Raw genomic sequence first — 16,990 nt, 5'->3', positions numbered from 1 at the left:
TGGCGACATCCCGTCAGGACAAGCACCTATAACCTATTTCCAGGCAATTGAAGAATCGCGTGAGAGACGCCGCATGAACAGTCCAGGGAACGGCCGGAGCAACAGTCCGAGCCGGGTGATCAGCTTCGTCAACGCCGGCCATTTCATCGATCACTATGCGATGCTGATCTTCGCCGCTGCGGTTATCATCATGGGCCCGGCGCTCGGCATGGCCTATTCGGAGCTGCTGCCCTACGCGACGCCGGGCTTCATCGCCTTCGGCGCCGGCTCGCTGATCACCGGCTGGCTCGGCGATCGCTGGAGCCGCCGCCATATGATGGTGATCTTCTTCGTCGGCATCGGGGCGTCGATGATCTCGGTCGGCTTCGTGCAGACGCCGCTGCAACTCGGCGCCGCGCTGCTTGCGATCGGCATCTTCGCCTCGATCTACCATCCGGTCGGCACCGCGATGATCGTGTCCTATGCCGAGAAGCTCGGCGCCCAGATGGGCATCAACGGCGTCTGGGGCAATCTCGGCGTCGCCTCGTCGGCGCTGGTCACCGGCGTGATCGGCCAGTATCTCGGCTGGCGCTGGGCCTTCATCGTGCCCGGCACGGTCACCGTGCTGATCGGCATCGCCTTCGCGATGACGGTGGTGCATGAGGACCGCAAGGGCTCCAGGCAGGCCGCAGCCCAGGTGCGCGTCGCCAAGGAAGACATGTGGCGCGTGGTGCTGTCGCTGCTGATCGTCGTGATCGCGATCTCGACCACGTTCAACGCGGTGACGGTGGCGCTGCCGAAATTGTTCGCCGAACGGCTTGCCGATCTGACGAAGAGCCCTGCGCTGCTCGGCGTGATCGCGGCCGGGGTCTATGTGTTCGGCGCGATGACCCAGTACACGATCGGCAAGCTGCTCGACAGGCATTCGCTGAAGACGGTGGCGCTGCCGCTGTCGTTCATGCTGGCGCCGTTCCTCTATCTGGCGGCGAGCCTGTCCAACCTGCCGCTGATCGTGGTCTCGATCGGCATCGTGATGGGTGCGTTCGGCCAGGTCACGGTAAATGATGCGATGGTCGGCAAATACACCACCGAGGAATGGCGCTCGCGCGCTTATGCGGTGCGCTATTTCGTCGGCTTCACCGCGGCCGGTGCCTCCGTCGGCCTGGTGGCCTGGCTGTACGACCAGGGCGGCTTCTCGATGATGCTGCGCGCGTTCGCAGCGCTGTGCCTGCTGGCGATCGCAGCCGCGATCATCCTGCCGCGCGAGATCCGTACCCCCGCCTCGCAGGCCGGCTGACAAGCCATTCGTCACGCCGCGGCGAGCCCTCCGTCAATGCGGGGCTGGCCGCTGGTCGCTGTTGCAACACTCAGCTACAAGACGCCGGACAATAACCGGCCGGGCGCAAGACCCGGCGTGGAGGAGGTCCGATGTCGTTTCGACTGCTGCGTCTGGCCGGCCTCGTTCTGGGAGTGATGACGATGGCCGCTTCAGCTCATGCCGATGCCTTGAAAGACGAGATCGCGCCGACCGGAAAGCTCCGGGTCGCGATCGCAATCAGTCCGGCGGGCGGCGCGTTCTGGTGCACCAGGACGGAGAACGGCTATGCCGGTGTTCCCGTCGATCTCGGCAAGGCGATGGCGGCGCAGCTCGGCGTGCCCATCGACTATGTCGTGCACCAGAACTCCGGCCAGATCACCGACGCGGCGGCGAACAACGCCTGGGACATCACCTTCCTGCCCAAGGATGCCGAGCGCGAGACCAAGATGACGTTCGGTCCGATCTATGAGGTTGCCGACGCCACCTACATCGTCAAGCCGGGCTCGACGATCACCAGTTTCGCCGCGCTGGACCAGGACGGCGTCAAGGTCGCCGCCGTCAACGCCACCACGACGATGCGCGGCGCGATCGCGCATCTCAAGCACGCAAAGGTCACGGGCTATCAGACCTATGACGAGATCTTCAATCTCCTGAAGGGCGGCGGGATCGATGCCTTCGCGCTGTCGCGCGATCAGCTCAACGCGATGGCCAGCAAGATCCCGGGTGCGCGCGTGCTGGACGAGACCTTCAAGCAGACCGTCACCGCGGTCGCGGTGCCGCTCGACCATCCGCTGGCCGCGGCGTTCGCCACGAAGTTCATGACCGACGCGATCGCCAATGGCACGCTGCGCAAGGCCTATGACAATAACGGGCTGAAGGGTTCGCCGGTCCGTACCGAGGTGAAGTGAGCCGCGCCTCCGGCGTGGCGGCATCCGGGCATGCTGCATAATTCTGCGCCGTCGTGCCGGCCGGTTTTAATGCGTGGCACCCGCGGCAATCGGATCGAGCCCGCTGTTGACCAGCGCATCGCGAGCATCCGGTGAGGCGAGGAAGCTGATCAGCGCCTTGCCGGCATCGGGCTCTTTTGAAACCGACGCGATCCCGGCGGAAAACACCGTGATCTTCTGCAGCGGCTCCGGCAACGGGCCGACGATGTCGATGCCGCTGACCGGCTTCAACTCGGAGATCTGCTGCAGGCCGATCTCGGCCTCGCCCCTGGCGACGATCTCGCCGACCGGGGTCGCCGGGATCATCCGCGCCTTGTCCTTCATCTGGTCGGCGATGCCGAGTTTTGCGAACATCTCGGTCGAGACATAGACGCCGCTGGCGCTGTCGGAATAGGCGACCGATTTCGCCGCCAGCAGCGCCTGCTTGACGCTGTCGGCCGAACTGATGTCGGGCCTCGGCGCGCCTGATTTGACCGCGATCCCGATCGGCGACTTCACGAGGTCGACGCGGCTGTCGGCCACCACCTTGCCCTGCTTGATCAAGTCACCGAGCGCATAGCCGACCATGATCAGCACGTCGGCCGGCTCGCCGCGCTCGAGCCGCACCGGAATGGCGTTCGTGGTCGTGCCCATCGACGGCCCGAAGGCGGTCACCACCTTGTTGCCGGTCTTGCGCTCGAACTCCGGCACCAGCGCCTTGTAGGCCGCAGTCAGCCCGCCCGAGATCATGACATGGACTTCGGCGGCCGACGCGGCCGACGCAAAGGCGAGGGCGCCGATGACGGCGAGCGTGAGGGCACGAAAGGCGGAGGCTGATCGCATGGAGTTTCTCCCTGGACGATTCTTCGAGAGCGGGGTCGTCGTGGACCGGGAGACTATAGCTCGGGAAGAGGCGTGACTAGCCTTCCACCGTCATTGCGAGGAGCGCAGCGACGAAGCAATCCATGGCACCGCATATGCGGGGCGATGGATTGCTTCGCTTCGCTCGCAATGACGGGGAGGGAGTGTCGTTACGCCCTCACGAATTCACATGCACGAAATCGCGCAGCAGCGGGTAGATCTCGTTGTTCCAGCGCTTGCCGGAGAACACGCCGTAATGGCCGACGCCGGCCTGCATGTGGTGCACCTTGCGATAGGTGCGCACGCCGGTGCAGAGGTCCTGGGCGGCGAGCGTCTGGCCGATCGAGCAGATGTCGTCCTTCTCGCCTTCCACCGTCATCAGGCCCATGCGCCGGATCGCCGCCGGGTTCACCGCGCGGCCGCGATGCATCAGCATGCCCTGCGGCAGCAGATGCTCCTGGAACACGTCGCGCACCGTCTCGATGTAGAATTCGGCCGGCAGGTCCATCACGGCGAAATACTCGTCGTAGAAGGTCTTGATCACCTCGGCCTTGTCGGTCTCGCCCTTGGCGAGATGGTCGGCGAGATCGATGTGCTGCTTGATGTGGCGCTCGAGATTCATCGAGACGAACGCCGTGAGCTGCACGAAGCCGGGATAGACCTGGCGCAGCGCGCCCTTGCACTGCATCGGCACGTAGTTGATCAGATTGTCCTCGAACCATTCGATCGGCTTGCTCTTGGCGAACTGGTTCACCTTGGTCGGCTGGATCCGCGTGTCGATCGGTCCGGCCATCAGGGTCAACGATGCCGGCCGCGCCGGATGATTGTCCTCCGACATGATCGCGGCCGCCGCCAGCGCCGACACCGAGGGCTGGCAGATCGCCACCATATGCGCGCGCGGGCCGAGCTGGCCGAGAAAGTCGATCAGATGGTCGGTATAGTCCTCGAGCCCGAAGCGGCCCTCCTTGCGCGGGATATCGCGCGGATTGTGCCAATCGGTGATGTAGACGTCGTGGTCCTGCAGCAGCGTCTTCACCGTGCCGCGCAGCAACGTTGCGAAATGTCCGGACATCGGCGCCACCAGCAGCAGCCGCGGCTGCTCCGGTCCGTCCACCTTCTTGAAATGTAAGAGTGAGCCGAACGGCGTCGCATAGGCGACCTCCTCGGTCACCTGGTACTCCCTGTTGCCGGAGGTCACGCTGCCGATGGCGTAGTCGGGGCGGGCATAGGTCAGGGTGGAGCGGGAGATCAGCTCGAGCGCGGCAGCGAGCCGGCCGAACGTCCGCTGCGAGGTGCCTCGCGGCACCAGATTGAGATAGCGCAGTGCCGCCGCGGCACCGGTCCGCCACGGCGCCGTGAGGTCCATATGGTTCTGATAGGCCTGGTACAGCATCGACATCATACGCATCCACCCGGTGGCCTGGTCTGCCAAGCAATATCGAGGCCAGAGGCGGGCCAGCTGCCCGGGAAATTGGCACGTGGCTTGCTCGAAAAACGACCGGTTCCGGGGGCGCGGCGGTTGGACCGGCGCGCGGCGTCCGGCAGCGAGGCAGGTTTTCGGGCGTGAGGAACTGACATGGCGAAGGCGACACTCACCATCAGCAGCAAGAATTACTCGTCCTGGTCGCTGCGCGGCTGGCTGCTGGCGAAATTCGCCGGGCTGGAGTTCGAGGAGGTGGTCACCGCCCCCGATGACCCCTCGGCGCGGGCCGAACTGCTGCTGCTGTCGTCGTCGATCCTGGTGCCCTGCCTGCGCCACGAGGGCGCGACGGTCTGGGATACGCTGGCGATCGGCGAGTATCTCAACGAGATCATGCCGCAGGCCGGGCTGTTGCCGGACGACCGCATCCAGCGCGCGCATTGCCGCTCGATCTCGGGGGAAATCCATTCCGGCTTCACCACGCTGCGGTCCTCGCTGCCGGTCAATCTCAAGGGCCATTTCCCCGGCTTCAAGATCTGGTCGCGGGCGCAGGCCGATATCGAGCGCGTCTGCGCCATCTGGCGCGATTGCCTTAGCCTATCGGGCGGGCCGTTCCTGTTCGGCGAGCGCCGCACCATGGCGGATGCGATGTATGCGCCCGTCGTGACCCGCTTCATGACCTATGACGTGAAGCTCGATTCCGGTCTCGCAGGCTATGCCAGCACCATCATGGCGATGCCCGAGATGCAGGAATGGATCGAGGCTGCGAAGGCGGAGCCTGCCGACGTCGAGGAGCTCGAGGTCGAATATTAGGCAGGCCGCGCACCCGGCCTGCCTGCGCCGGCGGCTCAAGCTCCAGGCAAGACTTGCTCAATCGACGTGCCGTCCGCGTCGGCCATCGGGCGCTGCGGGCGATCGAGCACGGCGCGCGCCGAACGCAAATTAGCGCCGCAGGCCAAATGCTTCCGCCGCGAGATCGGCGCATGGCGGGACCGATCGCCGCAGCGCGATCGGGCTGGCAAGGATTTCGCATAGCAATATTCGAGCTGTGACCGCGACGATGCGACGCTGCCGAAAATTTGGACGCTGAGCCGCCGCGATCTCGCGAAAACGAGAACCGTGGAGGCTTGAAATGAACCAGCACGCCGTCGTCAGCAAATTCTCCCACGTCAAACCCGGTGACACCGAGTTCAAGGGCGGAGGTCTGCGCGACTTCTTCCTGTATCGCGATCTTGGCATTGCGGATGCAACCGGCGGGCAGGTGATCTGCCATCTGGTCAAGGCCAATCCCGACATGCCGCCGGAACAGGGCACCGGCTGGCACAAGCACCTGTGCGATTTTCAGATCGTCATCATGACCAAGGGCTGGGCCCGCTTCATGTACGAGGACAAGGAGACGCTGGTCGAGGCCGGCGACGTCATCCATCAGCGTCCCGGCATCACCCACTACCTGTTCGATTACTCGAAGGACATGGAATACCTCGAGATCGTCAGCCCCGCCGATTTCAAGACGGTGGATGTGCCGCCGGCAACCGAGACCGTGCCGCCGATCACGCCGTGGAAATGATCGCCAAGGCGGATCGCAGAGGAGGGATCGCAAATGTCGTCTGCGGAGGAATTAACCCTTGTCGTCGGCCGCTGGCTGCGGCCGATCATCATGCTTCTGTATGTGGTGCGCCGTCTTGGGTTGATGACCACATCTAGCCGTGAACAACGGAGTACGCTGCTCAATCAGTGATTCGGACGCGGTTCGTTCCGTTCGCGTTCCAAATCTTAAAGCACGTCGCATGCGCGTCGCGTTTTGAAACAGCGCATGCACATGACCGGAAGGATCATGTGCAGGAGCGGCGGCTTGCAGGCTCAGGCCATGCCCGGTTGCTTCTCGCGCGGCTTACGCCAGGCGATGACGTTGACTTCCAGCGCACCACCTGTCGTGTCATTGCGCCACTGGCCGTCGACGAAGCGGCAGGCGAACGGCAGCTGATACGTTCCGCTGTGATCCTCACAAAGCACTTCCACGCGTTGTTCCGGCGAAGGTTCGCCATTGCCATCGAATTGCGCCAGCCGCTTTTCGCGCGTTGCCATGCGATCTGTCTCCACTGCCCAAGGTCGAGCCAAAAGGGGTCGAACCAAACAAGTTCCGAAGGCCCCCGTCCCCACGAGTAGTCCCCGTAATGGGTGAAGCACACCGCTCGAATGCGGTTTCAGTGTGGTATGTCTGCCTGGCTTTCAGCGTCGCGCGCACAAAACTGTGAATGACGCATGTGATTGGGGATGCCGATGATCGCTCGTTTCGCTCTTGTCCTGCTCGTGCCGCTTGCGCTCGGCGTCGTCGGAACCGCGCATGCGCAGGACGTTCCCGGCATCGAGATCTGCACCGTCGAGAAGACGATGGAGCGGCGCACCAGCTGCCTGCAGAGCAACGTCGATTTCCTGCAGAAGACGATCAGCAAGCTCACCACGGATCATCAGCAGAAGCTCGACGCCGCCAACCGGCAGATCGTGAGCTTGCAGAATGCGGTGGCAAGCTTGCAGAAGCTCGTCACCGACTTGCAGGCGGTGCAGCTCAAGCTGACCGAGGATCTGAAGAAGAAAGCGGACGCGCCGCCGGCGAAGGATGCCGCGCCTGCGGCAAAGGACGGGACGAAGTAGCAGACTTCGATCCGCGAACTCTCTTCGCCTCTCCCGCCTGCGGGGAGGCCGTATCGCATCGTTAGATGCGATACGGGTGGGGGCTCTCTCCACGGAATGACTCGTGAAGAGAGCCCCCACCCCAGCCCTCCCCCGCAAGCGGAAGAGGGGGCACACCGCCGTCGCGGCGCTCTCACGCCACCCGATATTTCTCCATCACGTCGCGATCCGGCTCGTAGCCGAGCCCGGGGCCCTGCGGCACGGCGACATGGCCGTGGGCGTCGACGGCGATCCGCTCGCCCCACAGGCAGGCGGGGCGCTTCATGAAGAACACCTCGATCAGCCCGGCGTCGCGGATCGCCATCAGATGCAGCGTGGCGAGGAAGCCCGGCCCGAAATAGGGCGAGTGCGGAATCACCTGGACGCCGAACTCGTCGGCCAGCACGGCGACCCGCAGGAATTCGGTGACGCCGCCGACCTTGATCACCGACGGCTGCGCGTGGCTGACCGCGCCCGCGGTCATCATCTGCCGGAATTGATGCACGGTGCAGGCGTTCTCGCCGGCCGCGATATCGAGCCGGCCCTCCCTGCGCACCTCGGCGAGCGTCGCGAAATCCTCAGGCGGCCAGACCGGCTCCTCCAGGAACATCGGCGCGGCCTGCTTGCAGTCGCGCGCGAATTGAATTGCCGCCGGCCCGTCCAGCGGGCAGTTCATGTCGACCATCAGCGGCACGCCGGGGCCGATCGCCTCGCGCGCGGCAGAGACCGCAGGCACCGTGGTCTCGTGCAGCTTGATCGCGGCATAGCCAAGCTTGATCGCCTTCTTGCATTCGGCGGCGATCTGCGCCGGATTGCCGATCCGCATCAGGCTCGCATAGGCTGGAATCGTACTGCGCTTCGCGCCGCCGATCAGCTGATGCAGCGGCACGCCCTTCACCTTGCCGGCGAGATCCCACAGCGCGATGTCGAGCGCCGAGATCGCAAACATCGTGATGCCGTAGCGGCCGAAAAGATGCAGATTGCGCTGGATCTGCTCCATCGCGGCGGGAATCCCGGCGGCATCGGGCACCTCGAGGCCGCGTGCCTGCGGCGCGATCATCTCGGCGACCGCGGTGCAGCTCGTCTTCGGGCAGACATAGGCGAATGCATCGCCCCAGCCGGTCAGGCCGGCATCGGTCGAGACCTCGACCAGCACCATGTCGAGCGCCGAGATGGCGGAAGCGCCCTGGCGGAAGCTCGCGGGGCCGGCGTCGTAGGGAATGCGGATATGGTGGGCGCGGACGTCGGTGATTTTCATTGTTGTTGTCCTTCCGATCGCAGGATGTGCCTTCGGGTCGCGGTGGCCGGACACTTCAGCATCGCTACGGCGCCGGGTTGATCGCCCGGGTGCCGGCCATCGCAAATCCTGCCTGCGAAAAATCTTGCGCGTGAATCGTGTCGAAGACGTGGATGCCCGGCGCGTTGCCGGGCATCATGAAGCTCAAAGTGGTGGCGGAAAGTCCTTATGAGCTCTTCTCGCCGCTCATGATCGGGCCGAACCGCTCCCAGCTCTCGCCCTTGAAGCGCATCATCTGCAACTGCTCGATCGGTGCGTAGTCGTCCGGTCCGGTCTTGATCCTGGTGCCGGGCAGGTAGATGCCGATCTCGAAGTTGAGGCTCGCCGCCTGTTTCATCAGGTTCTCGCGGGTGAGGTTGTCGCCGCATTGCCGCAGCACCTGCTCCAGCCCCTTGGCGACGCCGTAGCCGAACACGGTCGAGGCGTCGTTCTGGTCGCCCTCCGGATACCACTTGGTCATGAAGGCGCGCCACTCGTTCATGGCCGGATCGCTCTTCCACTCGTGATCCGCGGGATCCTTCAGATACTGGGTCGACAGGATGTCCTGGCTCGCCTCGTAGCCGGCCGGCTTCATCACGCCGCCGATCGACACCGAGACGTTGGTGAGGAAGTGCACCGGATGCCAGTCCAGCTCGGCAGCCTTCTTGATCGCCTGTGCCGCGAATTTCGGCGTCGCGATGTTGACGAAGATGTCGGGGTTGGCGCCCTTGATCTGCACGATCTGCGAATCTACCGTCGGCGACGAGGTCTCGTAGGAGGATTCGACGATGATCAGCTTCTTGGCCTGGTCGCCCAGCCCGTCGTGCAGGCCGATCAGATAGTCCTTGCCGAAATCATCGTTCTGATACAGCACGCCGATGGTCTTGCCGGGATATTTCTGCAGGATGTATTTGGCATAGATGCGCGCTTCGACCTGGTAGCTCGGCTGCCAGCCCATGGTCCACGGAAAATTCTTCGGATCGTTCCACTTGGCGGCGCCGGTGGAGACGAACAGCTGCGGCACCTTCTTGGCGTTCATGTATTTCTGGATCGCGGTGTTGCCCGGCGTGCCTAGCGGATTGAAGATCAGGAGCACCTCGTCGCTCTCGACCAGCTTGCGGGCCTGCTCGACCATCTTCGGCGGCGAGTAGGCGTCGTCGTAGGAGATGAAATTGACCTTGCGGCCGTTGATGCCGCCCTCGCTGTTGAGCTTGTTGAAATAGGCCGCCTCGGTCTTGCCGATGGTGGCGTAGGCCGACGCCGGGCCCGAATAGGGCATGATGTTGCCGACCTTGATCTCGGTGTCGGTTGCGCCCGGATCGTATTTCTTTTGTGCGTTGGCGGCGCTTGCGACGGCGATCGTCAAAAGCCCCGCAAGCACTGCAGATTTGACGCAGTTGGCATAGCTCAAGCGGTGGTGGTGCATCATTGTCCTCCCTGACATGCTGGCCGCGGCTCGTGCAGTCTTGATTTTCGGGCAGCTTGATGAGCCGTCGGATCGATGCAACTGCGAGTATGCACGATTGCAACGCTGTTGCCAGTGACGGCTTTGCGGTAGAATTTCGCAGAGCGAAATCTCGGCTTCGCCGCCGCGCAGCAAGGACTGTCAAACGCCGCGCGCGGCGGCCGTGCATGATGCCCGAGCTTTTCAGGAAAGCCGTCGTCCATGAATCCAGCCCAGAAGGCACTCTGGTACATCGAAGGCCATCTCAACAGGTCGCTGACGCTCGACGACATCGCTGCCGTCGCCGGGGTCTCGCGCTTCCATCTGGTGCGGGCGTTCGCGGAAGCGACCGGGTTCTCGGTGATGCGCTACGTGCGGGCGCGCCGCCTCAGCGAGGCCGCGCGCGAGCTTGCGGCCGGTGCGCCCGACATTCTCACGCTGGCGCTGGATGCGGATTACGGCTCCCACGAAGCATTCACCCGCGCGTTTCGCGACCATTTCGGCGTCACCCCGGAGACGGTGCGCGCGACGACGTGCCTGACGACGCTCAAGCTCCAGGAGCCGATCACCATGATCTCGACCGCCCTCGATCACCTCGATCCGCCGCGCATCGCGACCGGCAAGGCCTTTCTCGTCGCTGGCGTCGGCGAGCGCTACAACCACGCCAATGACAGCACGGCCGGCATTCCGAACCAGTGGAGCGGCTTCCACCAGCAATGCGCGCATATTCCGCGCCAGGTCGGCCATGGCGCCTACGGGGTCTGCTGCAACGGCGACGATGCCGGCAATTTCGACTACATCGCGGGCGTCGAGGTCGCCGATTTCTCCGATCTGCCGCGCGAGTTCGCGCGGGTCCGGATCCCGGCGCAGAAATACGTGGTGTTCACCCACGCCGACCACATCTCGACCATCCGCCGCACCGTCAACACGATCTGGAATCGCTGGCTGCCGCAATCCGGCATGAAGGTCGCGGACGCGCCGAACTTCGAGCGCTACGACGAGAGGTTCGATGCATCGACCGGCGTCGGCGGGCTCGAGATCTGGGTGCCGGTGAAGGAGTAGTGTCGGCCTCGTCTGGCGAGAAGCTCCGCGTTCACCTCGAGCGATCGCGGCGCAGCCGCATCGAGAATGTGAACCGGTCCGCCGGATGGACGGTCACGGATATTTCGACGGTGTCGCCCGCCTGATCCAGATAGCGCCGGAGGATACGCAGCGCCGCGGCGCCTGAATTCTCTCCCAGCGCCTTCGCCGAGGCCGGGTTCAGCTGGACGGCCTGCACGTCCTGGCGGATTTCGGCGATGCGCCGGCCATATCGCTGCTCGATCAAATCGCTGATCAGTGCGTGCGGGTGGTCGCGTACGATGTCGCGCAGCTCGGCATAGGCAGGATCGACATACACGTCGGTCCAGCCGATCGGCGTCGACCCGGATGACGCGCTCATGCGCAGGCTGGAGATGCGGAGCCATTTGCTGCCGGCCGCGCAACCGAGGTCGCGCGCCAAAGCCTTGTCGGCAACGATATCCTTGATCTCCTGGACGACGCGGGTGTGTTCGATGCCGAACTGGACGAGGTCCTCGACCGAGGCGAGCGATTGGTGGTAGCCGCGCGACGGCGACGCCGCCTCGACCCTGGTCCCTGCCTTCTTCTTGCGCGACACCAGACCGAGGTCCTGCAACTCCCGGATCGCAGCCCGCACGGTGTGACGACTCGCGCCGTATTGCTCGCACAGTTCGAGCTCCTTCGGCAGCACCGAGCCCACGGGAAACCGCCCGTTTCCAATGCCTTCTGCGAGATCGCGCGCCACCTGCGCGTAGCGGGTCTCAGCCATCCTGGAACGTTCCCCCAGTCCGAATCCGACGGTCCGAGGGTAGCACGCCCTTGACATTATGTCCGGACATAAAATACAAGATTATGTCCGGACATAAAAAAGCCTTTGGGAGGCCCTCATGCACGCCGCCATTCCGACCGCCACGACTGTTCTCGACTCGATCCTGTTTCGTGACGCATTCGGTACGCCGCGCATGCGCGAGATCTTCTCGGACTACGCGCTGATTTCCCGCTACGCCGAGGTCGAGATCGCGCTCGCGAAGGCGGAGGCGCGGTGTGGCGTCATTCCCTCCGAGGCGGCCGACGAGATCGCTGAGCGGACCGACGTTGCGGCGCTCGATTTCGATCTGCTGCGCCAGGAAACCGACATCGTCGGCTATCCGATCCTGCCGCTCGTGCATCAGATGGCAAAGCAATGCGGCGACGCCGGCCGCTACGTGCACTGGGGCGCGACCACGCAGGACATCATGGACAGCGCCGTGATCCTCCAGGTGCGCGACGGCCTTGACATCATCGAGCAGGACATCGCGGAGCTGCGCAGGATTCTCGCAGGTCTGTCCAAGCGGCATCGCGACACGACGATGGCCGGCCGCACCCACCTGCAACAGGCCCTGCCGGTCACGTTCGGCTACAAATGCGCGATCTGGCTTGCGATGTTCGATCGCCACGCCGAACGGCTCGCGCAACTGCGGCCACGCGTGCTGGTCGGCCAATTCGCCGGCGCCGCCGGGACGCTGGCCTCGCTTGGCAGCCGAGGCCTCGATGTCCAGCAGGCGCTCTGCGAAGAACTCGGGCTGGGGGTGCCGGTTTCGACCTGGCACGTGGCGCGCGACGCCCTCGCGGAAGCCGTGAACTTCCTCGGCCTCGTGACCGGCTCGCTCGGCAAGATCGCCCTCGACATCATGATGATGACCTCGACCGAATTCGCCGAAGTCTACGAGCCGTTTGTGAAGGGCCGCGGTGCGTCCTCCACCATGCCGCAGAAGCGCAATCCGATCTCGTCGGAGCTCATGCTGGCGGCGGCCAAGGGCGTGCGCCAGCATGCCGGCCTGATGCTCGATGCCACGATCCAGGACTTCGAGCGCGCGACCGGACCGTGGCATGCCGAATGGATGGCGATCCCCGAAAGCTTCGTCCTGACGGCCGGCGCCTTGCACCAGGCCAAGTTCGCGCTCGGGGGCCTGATCGTCGATGAAGCGCGGATGGCGACGAATCTCGACATCAGCCGCGGTCTCATCGTGGCGGAAGCCGTGATGATGGGCCTTGCGCCGCAGCTCGGGCGCCAGGACGCCCACGACGTCGTCTACGACGCCTGCCGTCGCGCCAACGAGCAGAACATATCGCTCGCCGACGCGCTTTCGGCCGATCCGAGAATCTCCTCGCGCATCGATCGGGCGACGATCGAGCGGCTCACATCGCCCCGCAACTATCTCGGCCTTGCGCCCGAGATGGTCGACCGCGTGCTGGCCAGCGCGGCGCGCTGACGCGCGCCAGTCCGGCATCGCCCGTTCATCAATAGACGCGACCAACGCGCATTCGGAGGAAATCCATGTCTACGGCCGCCGCCTCGCTCGGGCTCCAAACGTCGACGCCTGCGCCGATTTCGAAGCAACCGCTTTGGAGGAACCTCGGCTTTCAGGTGATCATCGCCATGATCCTCGGCGCGGCCGTCGGCTTCCTGTTCCCGTCTCTGGCGATCGAACTCGAGATACTCGGCGACATCTTCCTTCGTCTGATCAAGACCGCGGTGGCGCCGCTGGTGTTCCTGTGCGTTGCAGCCGGAATCGTGTCGGCCGGAGACTTCAAGCGGGTCGGCAAGGTCGGCCTGGTTGCGATGATCTATTTCGAGATCGTATCGACGATTGCGCTCGCGTTCGGACTCGTTGCCGGCAATCTTTTGGGCGTCGGCAAGGGCATCGCGACCGCGACGGCCGGCGCCGGCGTGAAGCCGCCGGCGGCTCCGGGAAAGCCGCAAGGCGCGCTGGATTTCATCCTCAACATCTTCCCCGACAATTTCCTCGGCGCGTTCACCCGCGGCGAATTGCTGCAAGTCCTCGCCATCGCCATCATCTTTGGCGCGGCGCTGCTGCGCCTGAGATCGGACAAGCGCCAGCCGATAGAAGCCGGGCTGAACCGCATGTCCGAGGTGCTGTTCGAGTTCATTCACATCATCATGTCGTTCGCGCCGATCGGAACCTTCGGCGCCGTCGCATTCGCGGTGGGATCGAGCGGAACGGCAGTGCTGTTGTCCCTGATCTACCTCGTGCTCAGTTTCTATGCCGTGGTGGCGCTGTTCATTGTCGCGGTGCTGGGAACGGTTTGCGCGCTGTTCGGGATCAACCTGTTCCGTTTCCTGCGCTACATCCGGGACGAGATATTCATCGTGCTGGGCACGGCGTCGTCGGAAAGCGTGCTGCCGCGGCTGCTGGAAAAGCTGCCGCAGCTCGGTTGCTCGCGGCAATGTGCCGGTCTTGTGTTGCCGACCGGCTATGCGTTCAATCTCGACGGAACGTCGATCTATATGTCCATGGGCGTCCTGTTCCTCGCCAACGCCTACAACGTGCCGCTCGACTTCAGCCAGCAGCTCGGCATCCTCGCGCTGATGCTCATCACCTCGAAGGGCGCGGCGACGGTCTCCGGCGGCACATTCGTCGTGTTCGCGGCAACGGTCACTGCAACCGGAGTGCTGCCGCTCGAAGGACTGGCGGTGCTGTTCGGCGTCTATCGCTTCATGTCGATTGCGGTTGCGACCACCAATGTCATCGGCAACGCGGTCGCGACCGTCGTCACCGCCAAGCTCTGCGGCGAGTTCGACGAGGCCGTGTCGCAACGGGTGTTGCGCATGAAGGTCGACGTGGCTTGAGCGGGCGCGGCGTTGCGACTGAGTTGCCTGACGGTGCCATGGACTCGCCGTCCTCCCGGCGAAGGCCGGGACCCATAACCACCAATACTCATTGTCGCGCGACGCTGGGGCCGCAGCCTTCTTCGACAACTCAACCCTGTGGCTATGGGTCCCGGCCTTCGCCGGGACGACACCGTTGATGTGCCGCGGTCAGTGCGATCTTGCCAGGCAGAACGCGACGACCTGTTCCAGCGCGGTCTTCATCGGCGAGGGCGGGAATAGCGCCAGCGCGTCGACCGCCATCGCGCCATAGTGCTGGGCGCGGCTGATCGTGTCCTCGAGGGCGCGGTGCTTGGTCATCAGCCCGATCGCGTGGTCGAGATCGCTCGCGCCGATCTCGCCGCGCTCCAGCGCGCGGATCCAGAACTGGCGCTCGGTGTCGTTGCCGCGGCGGAACGCGAGCACCACCGGCAGCGTGATCTTGCCCTCGCGGAAATCGTCGCCGACATTCTTGCCGAGTTTTGCGGATTTGCCGCCATAGTCGAGCACGTCGTCGACGAGCTGGAAGGCGATGCCGAGATTCATGCCGACCGAGCGGCAGGCGGTCTGCTCCGCCTTCGGCCGGTTGGCGATCACCGGACCGACCTCGCAGGCGGCCGCGAACAGCTCCGCGGTCTTGCCTCGGATCACGGCGAGATATTCGTCCTCGGTGGTCGCGGTGTTCTTGGCGGCGGCGAGCTGCATCACCTCGCCCTCGGCGATGGTGGCGGCGGCGGCCGAGAGGATGTCGAGCGCGCGCAGCGAGCCGACCTCGACCATCATGCGGAACGCCTGGCCGAGCAGGAAGTCGCCGACCAGCACGCTGGCCTCATTGCCCCACAGCATCCGCGCGGACAATTTGCCGCGGCGCAGCTCGCTTTCGTCGACCACGTCGTCGTGCAGCAGGGTCGCGGTGTGCATGAACTCGACCGCGGCGGCGAGCTTGATATGGCCGTCGCCGGTGTAGTCCGAGAGCTGGGCCATCGCGAGCGTCAGCATCGGGCGCAACCGCTTGCCCCCGGAGGAGATCAAATGGTTGGCGACCTCGGGGATCATGGTGACCTCGGAGCCGGTTCGCGAAATGATAGTCGCGTTGACGCGCTCCATGTCGGCGGCGACAAGTCCCACCAGCCCGTCGATCGAAGCATTGGACGGGCTTTCGAAGGGTACAATAACCGCCACGCTGGTCTCCAATTTTGCCGAATTCGCACTATGCTCAGCTATAACAATAGAAACTGCGAAGGTTTGCGGCAAGGCCACGAAGTTGTTGACATGTGACGCATTGGCCGCACAACCGGGCCGATAGGAGAGTGGGTTTTGCGGGAATTGGTACGGACCAATGACGTGGTGCTGGTCTCCGCCATCGGGGCGCTGCTCGACAGCGCTAACATCCATCATCTGGTGCTGGACCAGAACATGAGCATCATCGAGGGCTCGCTCGGCGTGCTGCCGCGGCGGATCCTGGTGCATGAGGACGACAACCACGAGGCCCGCCAGCTGCTGACCGATGCCGGCCTCGGCCACGAATTGCGGGCCGATGATTAGAGCGTTTCCAAGCGAGATGGACCCCGGTTCGCGTAAAGAAAACGCGTCAAAGAAGGAGTTTCCGGCCGCCGAGATCACCGAAGACGGATTCCTCGGTGGGCAGTTGCGCCTGCGGCAGCCGAAAGGCGGTCACCGTGCCGGCCATGACGCGATCCTGCTCGCCGCAGCAACCCCGGCCCGGTCAGGTGACCGCGTCGTCGATCTCGGCGCCGGCGTCGGCGCGGCAGGGCTCGCGGTGGCACGGCGGGTGAGGGGGATCGACCTCGTCCTGGTCGAGATCGACCCGGCAATGGCCGAGCTTGCCCGGAATAATGCCGGTGCCAACGCGATTATGGCCGAGGTGGTCATCCTCGATGTCGAAGCGGACGCGCCGGCCTTTGCCGCGGCCGGCCTTGCGCCCGACAGCGCGGATGTCGTGCTGATGAACCCGCCGTTCAACGATCCCTCCCGGCACCGCGCCTCGCCGGACGGCGTACGCGAGCGTGCCCACGTCGCGACCGCGACCACGCTGGCGAACTGGGTTCATGCCGCGCGGCGACTTCTCAGGTCGAACGGGCAGCTTGCGATGATCTGGCGCGCGGACGGGATTGCCGACGTGCTGGCGGCGCTGGACCGCGGCTTCGGCAGCCTCGAGCTGCTGCCGGTTCATGCTGACGCGACGTCGCCGGCGATCCGAATCCTGGTGCGGGCCACCAAGGGCGGCCGGGCGCCGACGCGGCTGCATGCCGCGCTGTTGCTCAATGATGGGGCAGGCGTGCCCAACAAATGGGTGCAGGAGATCTTGGCTGGAAAGGGAGAATTGCCGCTGGCGCGGCGCTGACGGGCCGCGGTACTGCCCGCGTC

18 protein-coding genes are annotated in these 16,990 nt (G+C 64.6%); 11 read left to right on the top strand and 7 right to left on the bottom strand.

Annotated features, from left to right (window positions below):
- Nucleotides 1-73 precede the first annotated feature (73 nt).
- Both JQ507_25200 and JQ507_25195 read left to right on the top strand, forming a co-directional pair.
- Nucleotides 74-1,276 carry an MFS transporter gene (locus JQ507_25200; protein QRI68209.1) on the top strand — a complete coding sequence of 401 codons (1,203 nt, stop codon included), beginning with the start codon at nucleotides 74-76 and terminating at the stop codon, nucleotides 1,274-1,276.
- A gap of 182 nt (nucleotides 1,277-1,458) precedes the next feature.
- Complete coding sequence (locus JQ507_25195; GenBank protein QRI73505.1) at nucleotides 1,459-2,205, top strand: transporter substrate-binding domain-containing protein; 747 nt, start codon at nucleotides 1,459-1,461, stop codon at nucleotides 2,203-2,205.
- A 66-nt stretch (nucleotides 2,206-2,271) separates the two neighbouring features.
- Here JQ507_25195 and JQ507_25190 read toward each other — a convergent pair whose 3' ends face one another.
- Nucleotides 2,272-3,066 carry a substrate-binding domain-containing protein gene (locus tag JQ507_25190; GenBank protein QRI68208.1) on the bottom strand — a complete coding sequence of 265 codons (795 nt, stop codon included), beginning with the start codon at nucleotides 3,064-3,066 and terminating at the stop codon, nucleotides 2,272-2,274.
- Between the two features lie 196 nt (nucleotides 3,067-3,262).
- Entirely contained in the window at nucleotides 3,263-4,486 is a 1,224-nt protein-coding gene (gene phaZ, locus JQ507_25185; protein ID QRI68207.1) for a polyhydroxyalkanoate depolymerase, read from the bottom strand.
- Between the two features lie 174 nt (nucleotides 4,487-4,660).
- Between phaZ and JQ507_25180 the strand changes: the two genes are divergently transcribed.
- The 3 genes from JQ507_25180 to JQ507_25170 all read left to right on the top strand — a co-directional run bounded on the left by JQ507_25180 (nucleotide 4,661) and on the right by JQ507_25170 (nucleotide 6,242).
- The gene (locus JQ507_25180; GenBank protein QRI68206.1) at nucleotides 4,661-5,317 is read left to right on the top strand and encodes a glutathione S-transferase; all 657 of its coding nucleotides are present in this window, start codon (nucleotides 4,661-4,663) and stop codon (nucleotides 5,315-5,317) included.
- Between the two features lie 319 nt (nucleotides 5,318-5,636).
- Nucleotides 5,637-6,071, top strand: coding sequence for a cupin domain-containing protein (locus JQ507_25175; GenBank protein QRI68205.1), 435 nt, complete (start codon nucleotides 5,637-5,639; stop codon nucleotides 6,069-6,071).
- Nucleotides 6,072-6,104: 33 nt separating this feature from the next.
- On the top strand, nucleotides 6,105-6,242 hold the full coding sequence (locus JQ507_25170) for a hypothetical protein (GenBank protein ID QRI68204.1): 138 nt from the start codon (nucleotides 6,105-6,107) through the stop codon (nucleotides 6,240-6,242).
- A gap of 122 nt (nucleotides 6,243-6,364) precedes the next feature.
- On the opposite strand, the gene JQ507_25165 is transcribed toward JQ507_25170, so the two are convergent.
- Entirely contained in the window at nucleotides 6,365-6,589 is a 225-nt protein-coding gene (locus JQ507_25165) for a hypothetical protein (GenBank protein ID QRI68203.1), read from the bottom strand.
- Between the two features lie 195 nt (nucleotides 6,590-6,784).
- Here JQ507_25165 and JQ507_25160 point away from each other — a divergent pair, with 195 nt between their 5' ends.
- Complete coding sequence (locus tag JQ507_25160; GenBank protein QRI68202.1) at nucleotides 6,785-7,156, top strand: hypothetical protein; 372 nt, start codon at nucleotides 6,785-6,787, stop codon at nucleotides 7,154-7,156.
- A gap of 172 nt (nucleotides 7,157-7,328) precedes the next feature.
- Here the strand turns inward: JQ507_25160 and JQ507_25155 are convergent, their stop codons facing one another.
- Together JQ507_25155 and JQ507_25150 are read right to left on the bottom strand one after the other, a co-directional pair.
- Nucleotides 7,329-8,432 carry a mandelate racemase/muconate lactonizing enzyme family protein gene (locus JQ507_25155; GenBank protein QRI68201.1) on the bottom strand — a complete coding sequence of 368 codons (1,104 nt, stop codon included), beginning with the start codon at nucleotides 8,430-8,432 and terminating at the stop codon, nucleotides 7,329-7,331.
- A 205-nt stretch (nucleotides 8,433-8,637) separates the two neighbouring features.
- Nucleotides 8,638-9,879: an ABC transporter substrate-binding protein gene (locus JQ507_25150; GenBank protein ID QRI73504.1), complete on the bottom strand. Its 1,242-nt coding sequence runs from the start codon at nucleotides 9,877-9,879 to the stop codon at nucleotides 8,638-8,640.
- A 237-nt stretch (nucleotides 9,880-10,116) separates the two neighbouring features.
- Here JQ507_25150 and JQ507_25145 point away from each other — a divergent pair, with 237 nt between their 5' ends.
- Complete coding sequence (locus JQ507_25145) at nucleotides 10,117-10,956, top strand: AraC family transcriptional regulator (GenBank protein ID QRI68200.1); 840 nt, start codon at nucleotides 10,117-10,119, stop codon at nucleotides 10,954-10,956.
- A gap of 31 nt (nucleotides 10,957-10,987) precedes the next feature.
- On the opposite strand, the gene JQ507_25140 is transcribed toward JQ507_25145, so the two are convergent.
- Complete coding sequence (locus tag JQ507_25140; GenBank protein ID QRI68199.1) at nucleotides 10,988-11,722, bottom strand: GntR family transcriptional regulator; 735 nt, start codon at nucleotides 11,720-11,722, stop codon at nucleotides 10,988-10,990.
- Nucleotides 11,723-11,840: 118 nt separating this feature from the next.
- Between JQ507_25140 and JQ507_25135 the strand changes: the two genes are divergently transcribed.
- Both JQ507_25135 and JQ507_25130 read left to right on the top strand, forming a co-directional pair.
- Complete coding sequence (locus tag JQ507_25135) at nucleotides 11,841-13,205, top strand: adenylosuccinate lyase family protein (protein QRI68198.1); 1,365 nt, start codon at nucleotides 11,841-11,843, stop codon at nucleotides 13,203-13,205.
- A 65-nt stretch (nucleotides 13,206-13,270) separates the two neighbouring features.
- Nucleotides 13,271-14,584: a cation:dicarboxylase symporter family transporter gene (locus tag JQ507_25130; protein ID QRI68197.1), complete on the top strand. Its 1,314-nt coding sequence runs from the start codon at nucleotides 13,271-13,273 to the stop codon at nucleotides 14,582-14,584.
- 189 nt (nucleotides 14,585-14,773) lie between these two features.
- Here the strand turns inward: JQ507_25130 and JQ507_25125 are convergent, their stop codons facing one another.
- Nucleotides 14,774-15,784 carry a polyprenyl synthetase family protein gene (locus tag JQ507_25125; protein QRI68196.1) on the bottom strand — a complete coding sequence of 337 codons (1,011 nt, stop codon included), beginning with the start codon at nucleotides 15,782-15,784 and terminating at the stop codon, nucleotides 14,774-14,776.
- 135 nt (nucleotides 15,785-15,919) lie between these two features.
- Between JQ507_25125 and JQ507_25120 the strand changes: the two genes are divergently transcribed.
- Nucleotides 15,920-16,147 carry a DUF2007 domain-containing protein gene (locus JQ507_25120; protein QRI68195.1) on the top strand — a complete coding sequence of 76 codons (228 nt, stop codon included), beginning with the start codon at nucleotides 15,920-15,922 and terminating at the stop codon, nucleotides 16,145-16,147.
- Nucleotides 16,148-16,163: 16 nt separating this feature from the next.
- A complete protein-coding gene (locus JQ507_25115) occupies nucleotides 16,164-16,967 on the top strand; it encodes a methyltransferase (GenBank protein QRI73503.1) in 804 nt (267 codons plus the stop codon).
- Nucleotides 16,968-16,990: the final 23 nt, after the last annotated feature.

The organism is Bradyrhizobium sp. PSBB068 (assembly GCA_016839165.1).
GTDB lineage: Bacteria > Pseudomonadota > Alphaproteobacteria > Rhizobiales > Xanthobacteraceae > Bradyrhizobium.
This window is presented reverse-complemented; position numbering and strand designations above follow the sequence as displayed.

Coding starts and splice junctions, on each gene's coding strand:
- JQ507_25200 (QRI68209.1), top strand. CDS start 74: ATGAACAGTCCAGGGAACGGCCGGAGCAACAGTCCGAGCCGGGTGATC.
- JQ507_25195 (QRI73505.1), top strand. CDS start 1,459: ATGGCCGCTTCAGCTCATGCCGATGCCTTGAAAGACGAGATCGCGCCG.
- JQ507_25190 (QRI68208.1), bottom strand. CDS start 3,066: ATGCGATCAGCCTCCGCCTTTCGTGCCCTCACGCTCGCCGTCATCGGC.
- phaZ (QRI68207.1), bottom strand. CDS start 4,486: ATGATGTCGATGCTGTACCAGGCCTATCAGAACCATATGGACCTCACG.
- JQ507_25180 (QRI68206.1), top strand. CDS start 4,661: ATGGCGAAGGCGACACTCACCATCAGCAGCAAGAATTACTCGTCCTGG.
- JQ507_25175 (QRI68205.1), top strand. CDS start 5,637: ATGAACCAGCACGCCGTCGTCAGCAAATTCTCCCACGTCAAACCCGGT.
- JQ507_25170 (QRI68204.1), top strand. CDS start 6,105: ATGTCGTCTGCGGAGGAATTAACCCTTGTCGTCGGCCGCTGGCTGCGG.
- JQ507_25165 (QRI68203.1), bottom strand. CDS start 6,589: ATGGCAACGCGCGAAAAGCGGCTGGCGCAATTCGATGGCAATGGCGAA.
- JQ507_25160 (QRI68202.1), top strand. CDS start 6,785: ATGATCGCTCGTTTCGCTCTTGTCCTGCTCGTGCCGCTTGCGCTCGGC.
- JQ507_25155 (QRI68201.1), bottom strand. CDS start 8,432: ATGAAAATCACCGACGTCCGCGCCCACCATATCCGCATTCCCTACGAC.
- JQ507_25150 (QRI73504.1), bottom strand. CDS start 9,879: ATGATGCACCACCACCGCTTGAGCTATGCCAACTGCGTCAAATCTGCA.
- JQ507_25145 (QRI68200.1), top strand. CDS start 10,117: ATGAATCCAGCCCAGAAGGCACTCTGGTACATCGAAGGCCATCTCAAC.
- JQ507_25140 (QRI68199.1), bottom strand. CDS start 11,722: ATGGCTGAGACCCGCTACGCGCAGGTGGCGCGCGATCTCGCAGAAGGC.
- JQ507_25135 (QRI68198.1), top strand. CDS start 11,841: ATGCACGCCGCCATTCCGACCGCCACGACTGTTCTCGACTCGATCCTG.
- JQ507_25130 (QRI68197.1), top strand. CDS start 13,271: ATGTCTACGGCCGCCGCCTCGCTCGGGCTCCAAACGTCGACGCCTGCG.
- JQ507_25115 (QRI73503.1), top strand. CDS start 16,164: ATGGACCCCGGTTCGCGTAAAGAAAACGCGTCAAAGAAGGAGTTTCCG.